Genomic DNA, 16,913 nt, shown 5'->3' with positions numbered 1-16,913 from the left:
TATACTCACCTATTTAGTTATTTTTTATATTTATTTGGATCAACGAATTCAATTTGATTTACAACTGTTTCATCAGCCATTTCTTCGCCAACGTCTAATACTTCAATTTCTGGCTCATGAGTTACGGTTGTAGTTGTGGTTTCTTTAACAGTGGTTGTTTCTTTTACCACAGGTTTAGCAGGAATAGTTGGTTTTAATTCTTTTGTTTTTACTTCAATTTTTTTTGTCTCAGTTACATCACCAATTTCATCGAATGGTTGAGTTGGAGGAGATTCAGAGTACATATTAGTATCTTTTAATTCTTTAGTTTTAACTTTATGTATTTCTACTTTATTTTCCTCTTTTATTTTATCAAAAGATTTATCTGTTTTAGGAATATTTTTTAATTTTGGATGCTTATCATTGTATACTTTTTTCCAAAAATCATTCGCTTTTTTACTGTCAAATTGCTCTGGATCGTCTTCAATAGTTTTAACTAAATTTTTAGATTTTACTTGTGTGCCTACACCTAAAAATTGTTTGTTACCTTCAGGCATTTTTCTTTCTGTAAGAGTAAATTCTTGATTGTATTTTTTATTAGCTTCATTGCTGTCGTTAAAAAAAGGATTTCGTACTTTGAAACCTAAATGACCCATAGCTTTATCAGCGATAACGCATCCATTTAAACTAGTTATACTTAAAACTAAACAAATTTTAAAAATATGTTTACTTGTAAAAGAATAGAATTGCATAAAACTGGAATAAGTAATATGTTTCATATAAAGGTCCAAATAAGTTATTGAATTAATTACTATAATAAAAGTATTTTAAAATTAATCAATAGATAAAAAAATTAGTACGGAGAAGTAGATGTTTTTAATGTCTAGAAATATTATAACAAGCCGCTTTGGTGTTATTCATTTTGTAGGTATTGGCGGAATAGGAATGAGCGGTATTGCAGAAATATTGCATAATCTAGGTTGCAAAGTTCAAGGTTCGGATGTTGCTTTAACTAGCCAGGTAAAACATTTACAAGATATGGGTATTAAGGTTGTAATAGGTCATGAAGAAGAAAACATAGAAGATGCTTCTGTTATTGTTAGATCTTCAGCTGTAAAAATGGATAACCCAGAAATTATAGCAGGGAGAAAGAAAAGGATTCCAATTATTCAAAGAGCCGAAATGCTTGCTGAATTAATGAGGTTTAAATTTTCAATTGGAGTTGCAGGAACACATGGTAAAACTACAACTACCTCTCTTGTTGCTTCAGTTTTTGAAGCGGAAGGTTTAGAGCCAACAGTAATTAATGGTGGTGTAATAAATTCTAAACTTACTAACGCTTACTTAGGTGAAAGTGAATATTTAATAGCAGAAGCTGATGAATCAGATGGTTCTTTTACTAAATTACCGGTAAGTATTGTGATTATTACTAATATGAATGAAGATCATATGGAACATTATGGTACTTTCGACAATCTTAAAGCAGCCTATAAACAATTTGTAGAAAATATTCCTTTTTATGGATTTGCAGTGCTATGTAATGATCATGAAGAAGTAGCTAAGTTAGCTCAAGAAGTTATCGATCGTAAAATTATAACTTATGGTATTGATAAAAAGGCGGATGTTATGGCAACAAATATTCGTTCAGAAGTAAATGGCTCTTATTACGATATAGTTATTTCTGATAAAGTTAAATCAAAAATAAAAATAATAAAAGATTGCTTCATCCCAGTTCCTGGAAGGCATAATATTTTAAATTCATTAGCAGCTTTAACAATAGGTATTGAACTTGGTTTTACCCAAGAAGGACTTAAAAATGGGTTTAAATCATTTAAAGGTGTAAAAAGAAGATTTACTCTTACCGGTGAAGTAGAAGGTATTAAAGTAATTGATGACTACGCGCATCATCCAACCGAAATTAAAGCTACAATTCAAACTGCTGTCCAAGTTGTGAAAAAAGCAGGCGGAAAAATTATAGTTGTATTCCAGCCTCATAGATACACACGTTTACATAATTTATTTGCTGATTTTACTAAGGCATTTGATGATATAGATAATTTAATAGTTGCAGATATATATTCAGCTGGTGAAAAGCCAATTGAAGGGGTAAGTAAAGAAGTTTTAATAGAAGCTATAAGGCAGCATAATTCAAATTTATCGATTAAATCTTTTGAGAATCCTGAGCAATTAGCTGAATTAGTTGGAAGTATAGCTAAAAAAGGAGATTTAGTACTTTGTTTAGGTGCCGGTAATATTACTGCATGGGCAAATGCACTACCTGCACAATTGATTAATTATTTTAAATCTAATAATATAGTTTTATCTTAAAAATGCTCATGACGTTTACAAATAGCGAAGAATTAAATCTACCCGAAGTTAAAGGCACTTATCGCTTTAATGCTGATTTATCTCCAACTAATTGGTTTAGAGTAGGTGGTAAAGCTAAAATTTTATTTCGACCATATGATGTAAAAGATCTAGCTAATTTTATTAAAAATAAACCTGCAGATTTAAATATATATATATTAGGTGTTGGTTCAAATATTATTATAAGAGATAAGGGAATAGATGGAGTTGTAATTAAGTTAGGTAAGGAATTTTGTACAATTGAGCACGATGAAAATTCACTTATTACAGGAGCAGGAACACTAGATTATAATGTTTCAATGTATGCATTAAATAATGAATTAGGTGGGTTTGAATTTTTATCTGGTATTCCTGGAACGATAGGTGGTGGTATTAAAATGAATGCTGGTGCTTATGGTTCCGATATTTCTGAAAGGCTCATAAAGGCTGAGTATGTTGATGAAAAAGGTGATATTAGAATTATAGAAAATAAAGATTTTGGGTTTTATTATCGTGGATCACAAATATCAGAAAACTATATCTTTACCAAAGCTTGGTTTTCTTATTATAGGGATACAAAAGAAAACATATCCTTAAAAATTAAAAATATAGCTGATAAACGTAATGCTACACAACCAATTCGCTCGCGAACAGGTGGAAGTACATTTAAAAATACAGAGAAATATAAAGCTTGGGAATTAATTGATAAAGCAGGTTGCCGTGGTTTAAGAATTGGTGACGCGCAAGTTTCAGAGCTGCATTGTAATTTTTTGATTAATCATGGCAAAGCCACAGCAGAAGATATAGAAAATTTAGGTGAAGTTGTGCGACAAAAAGTATTTGAAAATAGTGGCATAAAACTTGAATGGGAAATAAAAATAATAGGTGATAAATAAGTAGTTAAGGGTTGTAATTTTATATGGAAATTAGAAAATCTGAAATTTTAGAAGAACATCATGTTGTTGGAAGTAAAAAACACATAGCGGTATTTACTGGTGGCGAATCTAAGGAAAGAGAAGTTTCTCTTGTTAGCGGAAGAGGTGTCTGTAACTCTTTAAAAAAGCTAGGTTACAAATATACTTCAATAGATCCTGGATTTGATATTAGTGATATGCTTACAAGAGTAAAGCCAGATTTAGTATTTAATGCTTTACACGGGACTTATGGAGAAGATGGTAGAATACCTGCGCTTCTTGATATTATGCGTATACCATATACTCATTCAGGAACGCTTGCTTCTGCAATAGCTTTTAATAAAGAGTTTTGTAATTCGTATCTTGCAAATAATGGCATTTTAATTCCCAATAGAAAAATCATTAATATAAAAGATAAAATTACTTCAGAGCCTTTACCAAGACCTTATGTGGTTAAGCCGATTGCTGAAGGTTCAAGTGTTGGTGTTGAAGTTGTATTCAAAGAAGATAATTTTGATATAATTGGTTATATACATGCAGTAGGCGACCATTATGGTGATAGATTAATTGTTGAAGAATATATTCCAGGTCGTGAGATTCAGGTAGGAATAGTTAATAACAAAGCCATTGATGTTCTTGAAATAAAAACTCATCGAAAGTTCTATGATTATGAAGCTAAATATGCGCCTGGTGGTTCAGAGCATATTATGCCAGTTGATATGAAGCCGGAAAAAAGGAAAGAAGTATTAGAAATATCAGAGAAAATTCATAAACTTATTGGTGCGAAGGATATTTCTAGAGTGGAATTTAGATATAATGACGATCCAAAAGTTGACAAGTTTTTCTTTTTAGAAATTAATACGCATCCAGGATTTACCCCAACCTCAATAGTTCCTGAGATTGCAAGCTTTCATGGAATAAGTTATGATCAAATTATTGAAACGTTAGTTGGTAATGCACGATGCTTTTAAGCACTAATGAATATTTAACTTATAAAATTAGTTTTTGGCGTAAATTAAAATTAAAAATTCTAAAACAAATTAAATCTGCTAAATTTATTGTTACTTTTACTATAACTTTAGCTTTATATATTATTATTCAATTTCATATTTTGGATAATTATATTATTCAATCAATTAAGGATTTTTATAAATTTACTGCTGACTTTGGTTTAAAGTTAGAGAACGTTTATTTAGAAGGGCAAGTAAACTTAAAAAATCAAGAGATTGTTAAATCAATTGAAAGTGAAGTCGGTACTCCAATTTTAAAACTTGATGTTTGGGAAATAAAGAGAAATTTAGAAAAATTAGATTGGGTTCTTAACGCTTCTGTTGCTAGAGAACTGCCAAATACTATACATATAAAAATTGTAGAGCGTACTCCTATCGCAATTTGGCAAAATAATAAAAAGCAATCTTTAATCGATGATGAAGGGCATATTATCAATGAAAGTGATATTGATAAATTTTTTCATTTACCTGTTATTGTAGGAGAGGGTTCAAGGCTTACATCAGGGATGTTAATTGAAAAGCTTAGGGAATATCCTAAAATTTATAACAAAGTTTCTGCTGCCATTCGTATAGGTGATAGAAGATGGAATATAAGACTTAAAAGAGGGCCTGAAATAAAATTACCAGAAAATAATATAGAAGAAGCGTTAAAATTACTAACAGAATATGATAAAAAGAAAGGATTGTTAGGCCCTGAAATTGATGTTATCGATATGAGAATTACTGGTAAAATTTATTATAAGAAGAAAGAAAAATGAAGAAGAGAAGTGATATCGTTACAGTAATCGATATAGGAAGTTATAAAACTACATGCGCTATATCTAAATATAATTTAAATAATGAATCTTTAGAAATACTTGCTTTATCATATCAAATGTCTAAGGGTGTGCGTTCGGGTAAAATAATAGATATGAATCAAGCAGCAAATGTTCTAGCGCAAGTTATTGCAGCTGCAGAAGATGATGCAGGAATAAAAGTCGAAGACGTTGTAGTCGCAATATCTGGCGGTAAGATTATATCTCAAATCATTTCTTCTAAAATTACTTTGAACGATAATTTTATAAAAGATAAAGATGTTAATAGAGTAATTAGACAAGCGTTAGATAGTATTAATCAAGAGCAATATGAGATAATTCACTATATTCCTACCGAATTTGTAGTAAATGATATACATGGTGTTAGTAACCCAGTAGGGATGGTCGGTAGTAATTTAACTGCGAAAATTAATATAATTCTTGCTCCTGTAACTATAATAAATAATTTAGATAATTGTTTTGCGCGCGCACAAGTTAATATTAGTGATATTGTTATTGGCGCGTATGCTTCAGGTTTAGGAGTTTTGACTCATGATGAAAAAGAATTAGGTGTTACTCTAATTGAAATGGGTTCTAATGTGACTTCAATTGCTGTGTATGATAAATCAATAATTAAATTTATTGATACTATACCAGTTGGAAGTCAACATATTACTAATGATATTTCTCATGCCTTTGGAATAAGTTATTTACAAGCAGAAAGAATAAAAGCTCTTTTTGGTAGTGTCGAAGTTAATGATGATGATCATAGAACGTTTGTAGATATTGAAAATGAAGATGGCACTCACCTTGATTTGCATATTACTAGAAAAATGGTTTCAGATATTATTATCCCTAGAGTAGATGAAATAATTGAATTTATGATAGAGAAGATAAAGAAAATTAATTTTAGCTATAATTCCCAAAATATTGTTATTACAGGTGGTGGTGCACAATTATATGGAATTGATAAATATATAGCTGAGAAACTGCACAGAAAAGTAAGGGTAGGTCTACCTATTTCTATTATGCCTAATGTAAAGAATTTTAATTATTTCGAAAACAATCCAAGTTTTAGTACAGTTTCAGGTTTAATTAATTACTCTGTTAAAAAGCAAATGATGGTTAAAGAAAATATATTAGTTACGGGTAGCAATAATTTTATTACTAAAATTAAAAATTTACTTCTAACGAAGACTAACTAACAATAAGTTAGTCTTTTGTAGAATATATTGTAAATTCTTCCCCACTATTAATCTTTTCACTAAAAAAATTATTAAATGATGTGGGTTCATTCTGCGCCCTGAAATTTCTTTGGTCATTATTTATATTAGGGTTTGTAGAGCTTAAATTTAAAATATTTTCAATTGTTTTCAATCTTTGTTTTAGTTCATCGTTTTCTTTTCTAAGTTTATGAACCTCATCTCGAGCTGAAAAGGCAATATTACTTAACTCACCCACCTCAACTGCTCTTAAAACTTTATTAGCAACAAGCTCTTTGAGTCCGTTTATTCCTTTTCTACATTTAACAGCCTGGGTAATTTGATCATTTAATGCATTTAAACAATATGCATTTTTAAGGTTTTTAAATAATTCTGTACATTGAGCTAATATTTCTAATCCTAAGATATCATCTTCAGTAAGCATGCTTTGATAATAATGTACTATCTTAACCCAATTTATATTTTTAACTATGTTATATTGATTTTGGTTTGTTAGATTAGTATAAAAATTGTGTAAACATGAATAATATTCAGCTTCTTTAAGAAAATTGTTGGCTTCTAAATATTTAGCAAATTCTAAGAATAGTGAAAAAATAAAATCATAATTTACCCCTTCTTGGGAAAGATCAAGCAAAATACATTTTTTATAAAAGTCTTTTACATACTCAGTATTTCTTACTAAGCATTTAGAAGGTAATTGAAAAATATCGTTTCTAAGCAAAGTTGGGGTAAGTTTGGGAAGTTCTACCCTTTTTCCTTCTCTATAAAGTTTTGCAATATCAATTTGAGTTAAATTTTTAAATCCATCCTCAATATTTTGTACAAAAGGTGAATTCATTTGAGAGATTGCAAGATCAGCTTTTGCCTGAAGATGACCAAGTTTACTAGATAAATCAAGTAAATTATTACTAGCAATTTGTGCAAGGTTTATATTTGCATTTAAAGAATATAAGGTTTTAACTTTTATAGCTAAATTATAAATTACTTCACTTAATTGATTTTTTTCTTCTTCGCTACCATAGCAATTAATTTTATTATAAAATAATTTTAAATTTTTATATCCTTTTTCAAAATCTATAGGTGTACCGATACCTAATAAATAGCTTTCGCCAAGATAATATAGAGCATTTATATCATTTTTTTCTGCAAGCAACCCATAAATGATAAAACAATAGTTTTCATAATTAGTTTTTTGATAAACTTCTGTTGCATTATTATTTTTTAGATCGAAAAAATGCGTCAAAATTTGATTAGTCACATTTAAAATAGGATTATTATTATCTTCCCATTCAGGTGAAGCAAATACTGATTTTAAAAGCTGCATCCCTTCAACATGATTAGTTTTTATAATTATTTTACTTGAGGTGGAAATAGTAAAATTAAATCCAAATATTTTATAGTACGATAAATTTAGTTGTGCAAGTAAATGGCCTTTTTGAGCACTTAGTTCTAATAAATTTGCACCATAAGTTCCGTATAATGATAATATATCACCAGAATAGTTATTGTTATTGTTGTTAACGAAATATATTAAGTTAATGCCTAAAGAGTAAATTTTATCTAGTAAGATTTTTTGTTGAAGTGAATTTTTACTATCAAAAGCGAGTTTAATCGAGTGCTTAATATGTTTTAGCCCTTCAGCAAAAACATCCTGTTTATTGTCATTAATTAATCCAAAATATGTAAATTTAATATATCCTCTTTCAAACTCTCCGAGAGCATGACCTTTTTTACCAAGTAATCCAGCTAATTTCTTTACAACTACATAAGATTCATGAATGCGATTCGGTAGGTTTATTAAATCTATAATTAAGCTATAAGCTTTTTCAAGCAAGATATTTTCTAATATAAAATCTAGTAATGTTTCACTACAATTTAGACAATCTTTTAAAAGCTTGAAGCCTTCTTCGAAATTTTGTTTTACACCTTTACCTGTTATGTAATTTTTTCCAACTTGAAATTTTGATTCTAAGCTACCATAATTGGATAATAACTCTGAAATTTTATTAGCTGTTCTATATTCTTCAGATGATGAATCACTATTTAGTTTTTCATAAAAATCTTTTTCTAATTCTAATGTCTTATTAAAAAAAAACATTAAATAACTCCGAATTTATTTTATGCGTTTTATCTAAAGCTATTAAAATTAAATTTAAACCTTCTTTATATTTTTGATTGTTGATAAAATATAAGCCTGTACTAAATATAGCTTTTTCATCTCCGTATTCCTTGAAAATTTCTAATAAATTTCTTGAAAAGGTAGTAATTTCATTAATATCGTTTTTACATTCTAGTAATAAGTTCTCAGTATAATCTAAATATAGTAAAAATTCTTTTGTTAATTCTTCATGTAAAAATGTGTTTTCATTTTTTGATACGAAATCTTTGAGAAAATAAGTGATAATTAAAAGAGATTTATCTAAATCTCTTTTTGTACCAATGTTTTTAATGTAGCAATGAATTAAATGAATATTAGCAAGAAATAATTCATTATTGAGTGTGCATTCTTTAATTAATGAAAATCCTTCATCTTGCATATTTTTTCTTCTATATAAATAATATATAGCAGCTTTATATTTACCTCCAACGTGAGATAATGAAGAAGCGTTTTCAAAAGAAACTAAAGCTATTGAATAGTAATCTTGATTTTTAGTAATTAATGCTGCGGCTTCAGCAAATAAACCTTTAAGGAAATATAAATGGGATAAAATTTCTAAATTATTATCATATTCCTCTATAAATTTATTAAATTGTTCAATAAATGAATAAAGAGCTTCAGTAGAAAACTTACCTTCAACAAAATTTACAATATCATTTTTTATACTATGTTTAGTAATATATTCTTCAAATAAATTTGATAATTCAATAAGATCAAAATCTTTTTCATTTAAAATCTTACTAAGTATCGATTCAATTTGCTCTGCAGTGGTTAATATTTTAACCATTTTATTTGGAGTCAATTCTTCTAGTTCTGCTTTTCTTTTCATTACCACCGCCTAATTATATATTAATAAAAAGTTAATAAATAATTAACAATATGTCAAGTTTGTAATCTTTTATTAACTTTACTGAGGTAATAAAAAAGAGAGTAAATTTACTCTACTCTCCTTAAAAAATTATGATGAATATTAATTATTAATCTTCAAAGTTGTTAAAATAAAAGTATATTCGCGAGCCTTATCTTTTAAATAACCAAATCTACCAGAAGCTCCTCCATGCCCCGCATGAAGGTTAGTTTCAAATAATATTAAATTATTACTGTTATTATATTCTCTAAGCTTTGCAACCCATTTAGCTGGTTCCCAATAAGCTACACGTGTATCACCTAAGCTTGTGGTAACGTATAAATTAGGATAATCTTGTTTTTTAACATTTTCATAAGGCGAATATGATTTCAAATAATCATAAAATGGTTTTTCATTTGGGTTACCCCATTCTAAATATTCATTAGTAGTAAGAGGTAAAGTATCATCTAACATTGTATTTAATACATCAACGAAAGGTACATGGGCTACTACGGTTTTAAATAAGTCTGGGCGTCTATTTATAACCACCCCCATAAGCATTCCTCCAGCGCTTCCCCCCATAGCAACAATATTTTGTTCCTTTGCATATTTAAATTTTATTAAATAAAGAGCAGAGTTAATAAAATCATCAAAAGTTAAATGCTTATTTAAAAATTTTGCTTGTTCATACCATTCAAAGCCTAAATCATCACCACCGCGAATATGCGCAATTGCATATACAAAACCTCTATCAACTAAAGAAAGGGCATTACGATTAAATGCAGGTTCAATGCCATACCCATAAGATCCATAAGCATATAAATAAAGTGGGTTTGAGCCATCTCTTTTAAATAAACTTTTTTTATAAACAAGTGATATAGGAACTTTAACTCCTCCAGTTGATTCTGCAAAATGTCTTTCTACAACGTAATCATCTGGTACATGTCCGCTCGGAATTTCTTGAGTCTTAAGTGTTTGAATCTCCTCTGTCTCGAATTTATACAGCATAACGGAGTTAGGAGTATTTAATGAAGAATAATTAAATCTTACCCCAACATCGTCAATAGTAGTATAATCAATATTAGCCGCATAACTGTCTTGTTTTAGAGGAATGGTTTTCCATTCCTCGGTGAACATATCTTGTACTTCAATGAATGTTAAGCCATTCACGACAGTTTCTAAAACTAAATTTTTCTCATATACAGCTAAATTTCTAAGATAAATATCCTTATTGTGAGGTACTACCTCAATATACTGGTCTTTTTTTGCATCTGCTGAGCTAAATTTAATTAAACGGAAATTTTTTCCTTTATCATTAATAAGAGCGTAGAACCAACCGATCCCTGCGTCTAAACTATATAATAATCCTTCTTCACGCCCAATAAATTTACTAAATTCAAAAGCACGATTAGATTTCATAATGTAGCTTTCTGTAATAGCACTACTTTCACTGGAAACAAATAAATATTCATTATTACTTGCTTCTCTAATTGAAACCCTAAATTTTTCATCTTGTTCATGATAAATTAATTTGTCATCAGGATTACCAATTTGATGATAAAAAACTTTATAAGGACGCCAAGTTTCATCTACAGTTAAATATAAAAAACCAGAATTATCTTTAAGCCATATTACATCTCCAACTACATTTTCAATTTTATCTTCAAGAAGGTTGTGAGAGTCTAAATTTTTAATAAAAAGAGTATACCTTTCATTTCCTACATTATCGGTTGAATAAGCTAAAAGTTTATGGTCATGGCTTACTGCAAAAGTGCCTAGGCTAAAAAAGTCTTCGGTAGCAATTTCGTTTTCATCAAGAATAATTTCCTCAAGGTCAGGGGAGTAAGTTTTTGTTCTGGCATGAATATAATAGTTTTGATCATCTTCAATTCTAGAATAGTATAAATAATTATCATGTTTTACCGGTACTGTTTTATCAGCAAGTTTTACTCTTCCTTTTAATTCATCAAAAATTTTTGTTTCTAAGTCTTTTTGAATATACAAATGTTTGTCAGCGTATTCATTTTCTGTTTTAAGGTGGTCAATTATAATTGATGGTTTATTTGCATCAAGTTTTGTATCTTTTAACCAATGATAATAATCAATTCTTTTTTCACCAAAATTTTCATGAACATATTCTTTTTTTAAAGCTAAAGGAGGTTCATTTTTTATTGATGGATAGTGTGTCATAATTTGATCCTTAAAAAGCATTACGCCAATAATAAAAATCAATAGCGTAGATAAAGCAAGAGGAGTTTCTAATTTCATATGTAAAATTTGTTTAGTTTTTATTTAAAATTAGACATTTAACTAGAATGTTTGTCAATATATTATTGGCATAACCAAACTATCTACATATTAGCATAGTTTATTATTTAAAATTAGGGCTTAAATGTCCTAAAAGCTTATTTTATTATAAATATTTAAAATGGATAAGTAAAAAAGGATTTAAAATCAAAAATTATAATAAAAATGAATTAGAACATCAATTTAATCGCATCAATTTTTTAATTAAAGATTCGTTAAAACAGTTATATAAACTGAGACTTAATTAAAGTTCATGTAAATAAAAAATAGTTAATAAGCGTTATAATATTAAGCTTAAATTTACCTCTTAAATAAAAAAATGAAATTATTTATACATTTATACCATTAAATGTAATTGACGAACCATGGAAGAAAGGTTACAATCCATATAAGACCATAAAATCCCATGTAATACCATTTATGAAGTTGTTTTTGTCGAATTATACAAATAAACTCGATAAGAAAGGAAGGGTTTCAATCCCTGCCCAGTTTAGAGCTGTGCTTGTAAACCAAGAATTCAACGGAATAATTACATATATTTCATTTGTTAACAATTGTATTGAAGCTAGTGGCGTTGATAGATTAACTAAATTGAATAATTTTATAGAAAATTTAGATCCTTTCTCGGAAGAAAGAGATGCTTTTGCTACAGCTATTTTAGGTGGGAGTCAGCAACTTCAATTTGACAGCGAAGGGAGAGTTAATTTACCTGAAGATTATATTTCTCAACTTGCCCTTTCAGAATATGTTACATTTGTAGGAAAAGGTGAAACTTTTGAAATTTGGAATCCAGATGACTTCAAAATATACTCGGAAAAATCTAAATTACTTGCAAAAGAAAGACGCGGAACTCTTAAAATAAGTGGAGATAATAAATAGATGAGTTCTAATGCTCCACATAAGCCAGTAATGCTAAATGAAGTAATTGAATATCTTGCGCCAAAACCTGGTAAAACTATTATTGATTGTACATTTGGAGCAGGCGGATATAGCCGTGCAATATTAGAGACAGGAGCAAATGTTCTTGCAATAGATCAAGACCCAAATGTAGAAAAATTTGCAAAAGAATTACAACAAAAAAGTAAAAATTTTAACTTTGTGCTTGGGAATTTTACTGAGTTAAGTTATATTTGTAAAAATGAAAATATAACGAACGTTAGTGGAATTGTTATGGATTTAGGAATTTCATCTATGCAAATTGATAATCCTGAAAGAGGGTTTTCATTTATGAATGATGGTCCGCTCGATATGAGAATGAGTTGTAAAGGGACTTCGGCAGAAGAAATTGTAAATTCATGGGATGAAAAAGATTTAGCAAATTTAATTTATAATTATGGTGATGAAAGACGCTCGCGTCAGGTAGCATCTGCAATAATAAGAACAAGAAAATTAGAAAGAATTAATACTACTAGCAAACTTGCAAATATCGTTAGATCGGTAGTAAAAAGATCTCATAAAAATCCTATTGATCCTGCCACCCGCACTTTTCAAGCTTTAAGAATTGCTGTGAATGATGAATTAAATTCTTTAAAAGAAGCTTTAGAACAAGCTGCAGAAGTTATATCTGAAAATGGAAGGATAGTAATTGTTTCTTTTCATTCACTGGAAGATAAAATTGTTAAAACATATTTTCGTGATATTTCAGGTTATGGGCGTCCTGAGATGAAAACTAATTTTAAAATTTTAACTAGAAAGCCACTTATTCCTAGCGATGAAGAAATAAAATCTAACGTTAGATCACGCTCAGCAAAATTAAGAGTTATTGAAAAAATAGGAGTAGAGGAATGAGAATACCTTTACCTATTTTCATTACTTTAATACTACTTTTTGTTTCAAGCTTTGGTATGTTTCACGTTAAATATCAAGTTCAAAATATGAACAAAGATCTTTTGAGTTTAAAAAAACAACTAATAGAGGAAAATGAAGCTATAAAAGTTTTAGAGGCAGAATGGGCTTATTTAAATAAACCTCAGCGCTTAAAATCAATTGTATCAATGCATTTAACTAATATGGTTCCTCTAGATATAACTCAATTAGGGTTTAAAAAAGAGAAAAAAGAAGAAAGTAATCTTTTATCATTAGTGCAAAAAGAAAATTCGAATGAGGGAAATTTAACAGTACCTAAAGTGTCTAAAGTTTCTTTTAAACGTACGCTAAATGTAAAGGCTGAGTAATAATGTGGTATAAGAGACATATATTTGAGTTATATATTCTTTATTTAAAACCACTTCTCCTACCAAATTATAAAACTACTAATCTTAGAATAGGCATCTTAATACTGTTCTTTATAATAGGTTTTTTAACTATTATAACGCGTGCTTATAATGTTGTTTATAATTCACTAGATGAGGATATTAATTTTGATAAACTTGCTCAAGATTCTTCATCTTTCCATAGAGCAAATATTTACGATAGAAATGGAAAGCTCTTAGCAGTTGATCTATCTGTAGCTTCGGTATATGCAAATCCTAAAAAGATATTTGATGTGAAAGAAACGGTCCAAAAGCTTAAACATATTTTTCCTGATTTAAATACCAAAAATTTATTAAAAGAATTTAATTCTCATAAAAGTTTTGTTTGGATAAAAAGAAATGCTACCCCAAAAGAATTGTATGCAGTTAATAGGTTAGGTTTACCGGGTATTCAATATGAAAGTGGTCATAGAAGATTTTATCCTTATGGTAATCTTTTAAGCCATATTGTTGGGTATACAGGAATTGATGGTATGGGCCTTTCAGGTGTAGAAAAATATTTTGATAATAAGCTCATAATTAATCCTAAAAATAAAGAGCAGGATCAAAATGGTTTGAGCCTTTCTGTAGATTTGAGAATACAATATATTTTACATGAAGAGTTAAATAAAGCTGTTCAAGAATTTAAACCGCTAGGAGCTGCGGGAATTGTAACTGATATTAAAACCGGTGAAATATTAGCATTAGTAAGTTTACCTGATTTTGATCCGCATAATCCTGGGAAAGCAAATAATGATCAGTTATTTAATAGAGCAACTCTTGCATCGCAAGAACTTGGGTCTGTGTTTAAAACAATAACAATGGCGATGGCGCTTGATAGCAAAAAAATAACTCTTGCTAGTAGCTACGATGTAAATGAGCCTATAAAATTTGCTAGATATAAATTAAAAGATTATCACGGAAAAGGTGGGATTCAAACTGTAACAGAAATTTTCATGAATTCCTCTAATATTGGTACAGCAAAAATTGCCGTAGATTTAGGAATTGAGACACAGAAGGAATATATTAAAAAATTTGGGTTAATTGATAATATTAATTTAGAATTGCCAGAAAAAGGACAGGCGATCTACCCTTCGGATAGTAAATGGAGTATTTTAAGCACTATGACCATTTCATATGGACATGGTATAATGACTACACCAATTCACTTTTTAAGAACTTTTACAGGGCTTGTTAATGATGGACAAATGTACCCTCTTACAATTGTTAAAGATGGGAATAAAGACGTTAAACCAAAAACGATAGTCTCAAAAGAAACAGCTGATAATTTAAAAAGATTACTTAGGCTATCTGTAACAGATGGAAGTGGTAAAAAAGCAAATGCAGATGGTTATTTGGTAGGTGGAAAAACTGGTAGCGCGGAAAAAAGTATTAGAGGAGGATATAGTAAAACCGCAAATCTTTCCTCATTTATAGCAGCTTTTCCAATTAATGAACCAAAGTATTCAGTTTTTATTTTACTTGATGAACCTAAAGGTAACAAATCGACATTTGGTTATTCGACGGGAGGCTGGACAGCAACTCCGGTAGCCGGTAGGGTAATTAGTCGTATCGGCTCAGTTTTAGGTATATCTCCAATTGACGAAAATGACCCAAAAATCGCGAAAAAATTATGGGTGCAATATTATGATGATGAGAAATTAAATGCTCCTTTCTAAAATTGTACAATTATTAAATTTAAGCGTTAATTTACCATTTGATTTAGAGATAAATGATTTAATAGAGGACTCAAGGAAAGCTAGGTCTAATACTATATATATAGGAACTAGTAATAAAATTGAAGAACTCACTAAATACATTCAAGATGCTGTAAGTAAAGGCTGTAAGGTCATTATAACAAGTCAAAACATTGAGTTAAATAAGGATGTTATATTCTTAAAAGTTGATAACGAGAGGGTGGTAAAATCAAAACTTGCAAGTTTATTTTATCAAGGTCAACCTAATAATATTTATGCGGTAACTGGTACAAATGGTAAAACTTCTACAGTACATTTTACAAGACAAATTTTATCATTATTAAATAAGAAAGCTGCAAGTATTGGTACCTTAGGACTCGCTTATGGTTTTAATGAATATAATTTATCGAAGGATAATGTAAGCCTTACTACTCCAGGTGCCATTGAATTACATAAGTTATTGAATAAATTATATAATGACAATATTGATTATATGGCGATGGAAGCTTCAAGTCATGGATTAGATCAATTTAGGCTAGATGGGGTAAAATTAAAAGCTGCAGCTTTTACAAATTTTACACGTGATCATCTTGATTATCATACCACAATGGAAAGTTATTTTGATGCAAAAGCAAGGCTTTTTAGGGAATTGCTCCCTAAAGGTAAGCTGGCTGTTTTAAATGCAGATATTGATGAATATGAACAGTTAAATAACATATGTACAAAAAATGAAAATAGAATAATAAGTTTTGGTTATTCAGGAAAAGATATTAAATTAAAAAATTTAAAAGCTTTACCTACAGGTCTTGAACTTGAATGTTCTTTATTTGGAAAAGAATTTAAAACTCATGTTAATTTAATTGGTGAATTTCAAGCCTTTAATTTAATGACAAGTATAGGGTTATTGGCCGAAGAACTGGATGAAAATAATTTTAATATAGTAGAAAATGTACTTTCTGTTCCAGGCAGGATGGAAAAAGTAAAAAATAAAGAAAACGTATATGTAGATTATGCTCATACACCAGATGCTTTAGAAAAAACAATTAAAATGACCAGAAAACATTGTAAAGGTGAAATTATAGTTGTTTTTGGGTGTGGAGGAAATAGAGATAAAGGTAAAAGGTCAGAAATGGGTAAAATTGCCTGTGAATTTGCTAATACAGTTATTATTACTGATGATAACCCTAGAAATGAAATTCCAAGTGAAATTAGAAAGGAAATTTTATCTGCTTGTAAGGAAAATGCTATAGAAATTGCTGACAGAAAAGATGCAATTGCAAAAGCTATACAAATAAGTAAAAAAGAAGATATAGTATTAATTGCTGGTAAAGGGCATGAAAAATATCAAATTATTGGTGATCAAATTCTTGATTTCGATGATGTAAGAATAGCAGAAGAGGTATAGAA

The 16,913-nt window shown here is 29.1% G+C and carries 14 protein-coding genes; 10 read left to right on the top strand and 4 right to left on the bottom strand.

Going from position 1 to position 16,913, the window contains the following annotated elements; all coding sequences use genetic code 11:
• Positions 1-17: 17 nt before the first annotated feature.
• Positions 18-758 carry a hypothetical protein gene (locus tag J0H68_04355; GenBank protein ID MBN8827918.1) on the bottom strand — a complete coding sequence of 247 codons (741 nt, stop codon included), beginning with the start codon at positions 756-758 and terminating at the stop codon, positions 18-20.
• A 100-nt stretch (positions 759-858) separates the two neighbouring features.
• On the opposite strand from J0H68_04355, the gene J0H68_04350 reads away from it, so the two are divergent.
• From J0H68_04350 to ftsA, 5 genes are read left to right on the top strand one after another with little or no spacing between them, the layout of a single operon-like run.
• On the top strand, positions 859-2,307 hold the full coding sequence (locus tag J0H68_04350; protein MBN8827917.1) for a UDP-N-acetylmuramate--L-alanine ligase: 1,449 nt from the start codon (positions 859-861) through the stop codon (positions 2,305-2,307).
• Positions 2,308-2,315: 8 nt separating this feature from the next.
• The gene (murB, locus tag J0H68_04345; protein MBN8827916.1) at positions 2,316-3,221 is read left to right on the top strand and encodes a UDP-N-acetylmuramate dehydrogenase; all 906 of its coding nucleotides are present in this window, start codon (positions 2,316-2,318) and stop codon (positions 3,219-3,221) included.
• Between the two features lie 23 nt (positions 3,222-3,244).
• Positions 3,245-4,210 carry a D-alanine--D-alanine ligase gene (locus tag J0H68_04340; GenBank protein ID MBN8827915.1) on the top strand — a complete coding sequence of 322 codons (966 nt, stop codon included), beginning with the start codon at positions 3,245-3,247 and terminating at the stop codon, positions 4,208-4,210.
• A complete protein-coding gene (locus J0H68_04335; GenBank protein MBN8827914.1) occupies positions 4,201-5,007 on the top strand; it encodes a cell division protein FtsQ/DivIB in 807 nt (268 codons plus the stop codon). Before J0H68_04340 ends, J0H68_04335 begins: the two co-directional genes overlap by 10 nt.
• Positions 5,004-6,248, top strand: coding sequence for a cell division protein FtsA (ftsA, locus tag J0H68_04330; GenBank protein MBN8827913.1), 1,245 nt, complete (start codon positions 5,004-5,006; stop codon positions 6,246-6,248). Before J0H68_04335 ends, ftsA begins: the two co-directional genes overlap by 4 nt.
• A 7-nt stretch (positions 6,249-6,255) precedes the next feature.
• Here ftsA and J0H68_04325 read toward each other — a convergent pair whose 3' ends face one another.
• The 3 genes from J0H68_04325 to J0H68_04315 all read right to left on the bottom strand — a co-directional run bounded on the left by J0H68_04325 (position 6,256) and on the right by J0H68_04315 (position 11,539).
• Positions 6,256-8,364: a hypothetical protein gene (locus tag J0H68_04325; protein MBN8827912.1), complete on the bottom strand. Its 2,109-nt coding sequence runs from the start codon at positions 8,362-8,364 to the stop codon at positions 6,256-6,258.
• Complete coding sequence (locus J0H68_04320; GenBank protein ID MBN8827911.1) at positions 8,351-9,253, bottom strand: hypothetical protein; 903 nt, start codon at positions 9,251-9,253, stop codon at positions 8,351-8,353. Before J0H68_04320 ends, J0H68_04325 begins: the two co-directional genes overlap by 14 nt.
• Before the next feature lie 141 nt (positions 9,254-9,394).
• Positions 9,395-11,539, bottom strand: a complete 2,145-nt coding sequence (locus tag J0H68_04315) for a S9 family peptidase (protein MBN8827910.1) — start codon at positions 11,537-11,539, stop codon at positions 9,395-9,397.
• Between the two features lie 459 nt (positions 11,540-11,998).
• Here J0H68_04315 and J0H68_04310 point away from each other — a divergent pair, with 459 nt between their 5' ends.
• The 5 genes from J0H68_04310 to J0H68_04290 are packed head-to-tail and all read left to right on the top strand — an operon-like array spanning position 11,999 to position 16,911.
• On the top strand, positions 11,999-12,457 hold the full coding sequence (locus tag J0H68_04310) for a cell division/cell wall cluster transcriptional repressor MraZ (protein MBN8827909.1): 459 nt from the start codon (positions 11,999-12,001) through the stop codon (positions 12,455-12,457).
• On the top strand, positions 12,458-13,366 hold the full coding sequence (rsmH, locus tag J0H68_04305; protein MBN8827908.1) for a 16S rRNA (cytosine(1402)-N(4))-methyltransferase RsmH: 909 nt from the start codon (positions 12,458-12,460) through the stop codon (positions 13,364-13,366).
• The gene (locus J0H68_04300) at positions 13,363-13,752 is read left to right on the top strand and encodes a hypothetical protein (GenBank protein ID MBN8827907.1); all 390 of its coding nucleotides are present in this window, start codon (positions 13,363-13,365) and stop codon (positions 13,750-13,752) included. Before rsmH ends, J0H68_04300 begins: the two co-directional genes overlap by 4 nt.
• 2 nt (positions 13,753-13,754) lie before the next feature.
• The gene (locus tag J0H68_04295) at positions 13,755-15,488 is read left to right on the top strand and encodes a penicillin-binding protein 2 (protein MBN8827906.1); all 1,734 of its coding nucleotides are present in this window, start codon (positions 13,755-13,757) and stop codon (positions 15,486-15,488) included.
• Complete coding sequence (locus J0H68_04290; GenBank protein MBN8827905.1) at positions 15,475-16,911, top strand: UDP-N-acetylmuramoyl-L-alanyl-D-glutamate--2,6-diaminopimelate ligase; 1,437 nt, start codon at positions 15,475-15,477, stop codon at positions 16,909-16,911. Before J0H68_04295 ends, J0H68_04290 begins: the two co-directional genes overlap by 14 nt.
• The last annotated feature ends 2 nt before the right edge of the window (positions 16,912-16,913 follow it).

It is taken from the genome of Sphingobacteriia bacterium (genome assembly GCA_017304685.1).
GTDB lineage: Bacteria > Pseudomonadota > Alphaproteobacteria > Rickettsiales > 33-17 > JAFKLR01.
This window is presented reverse-complemented; position numbering and strand designations above follow the sequence as displayed.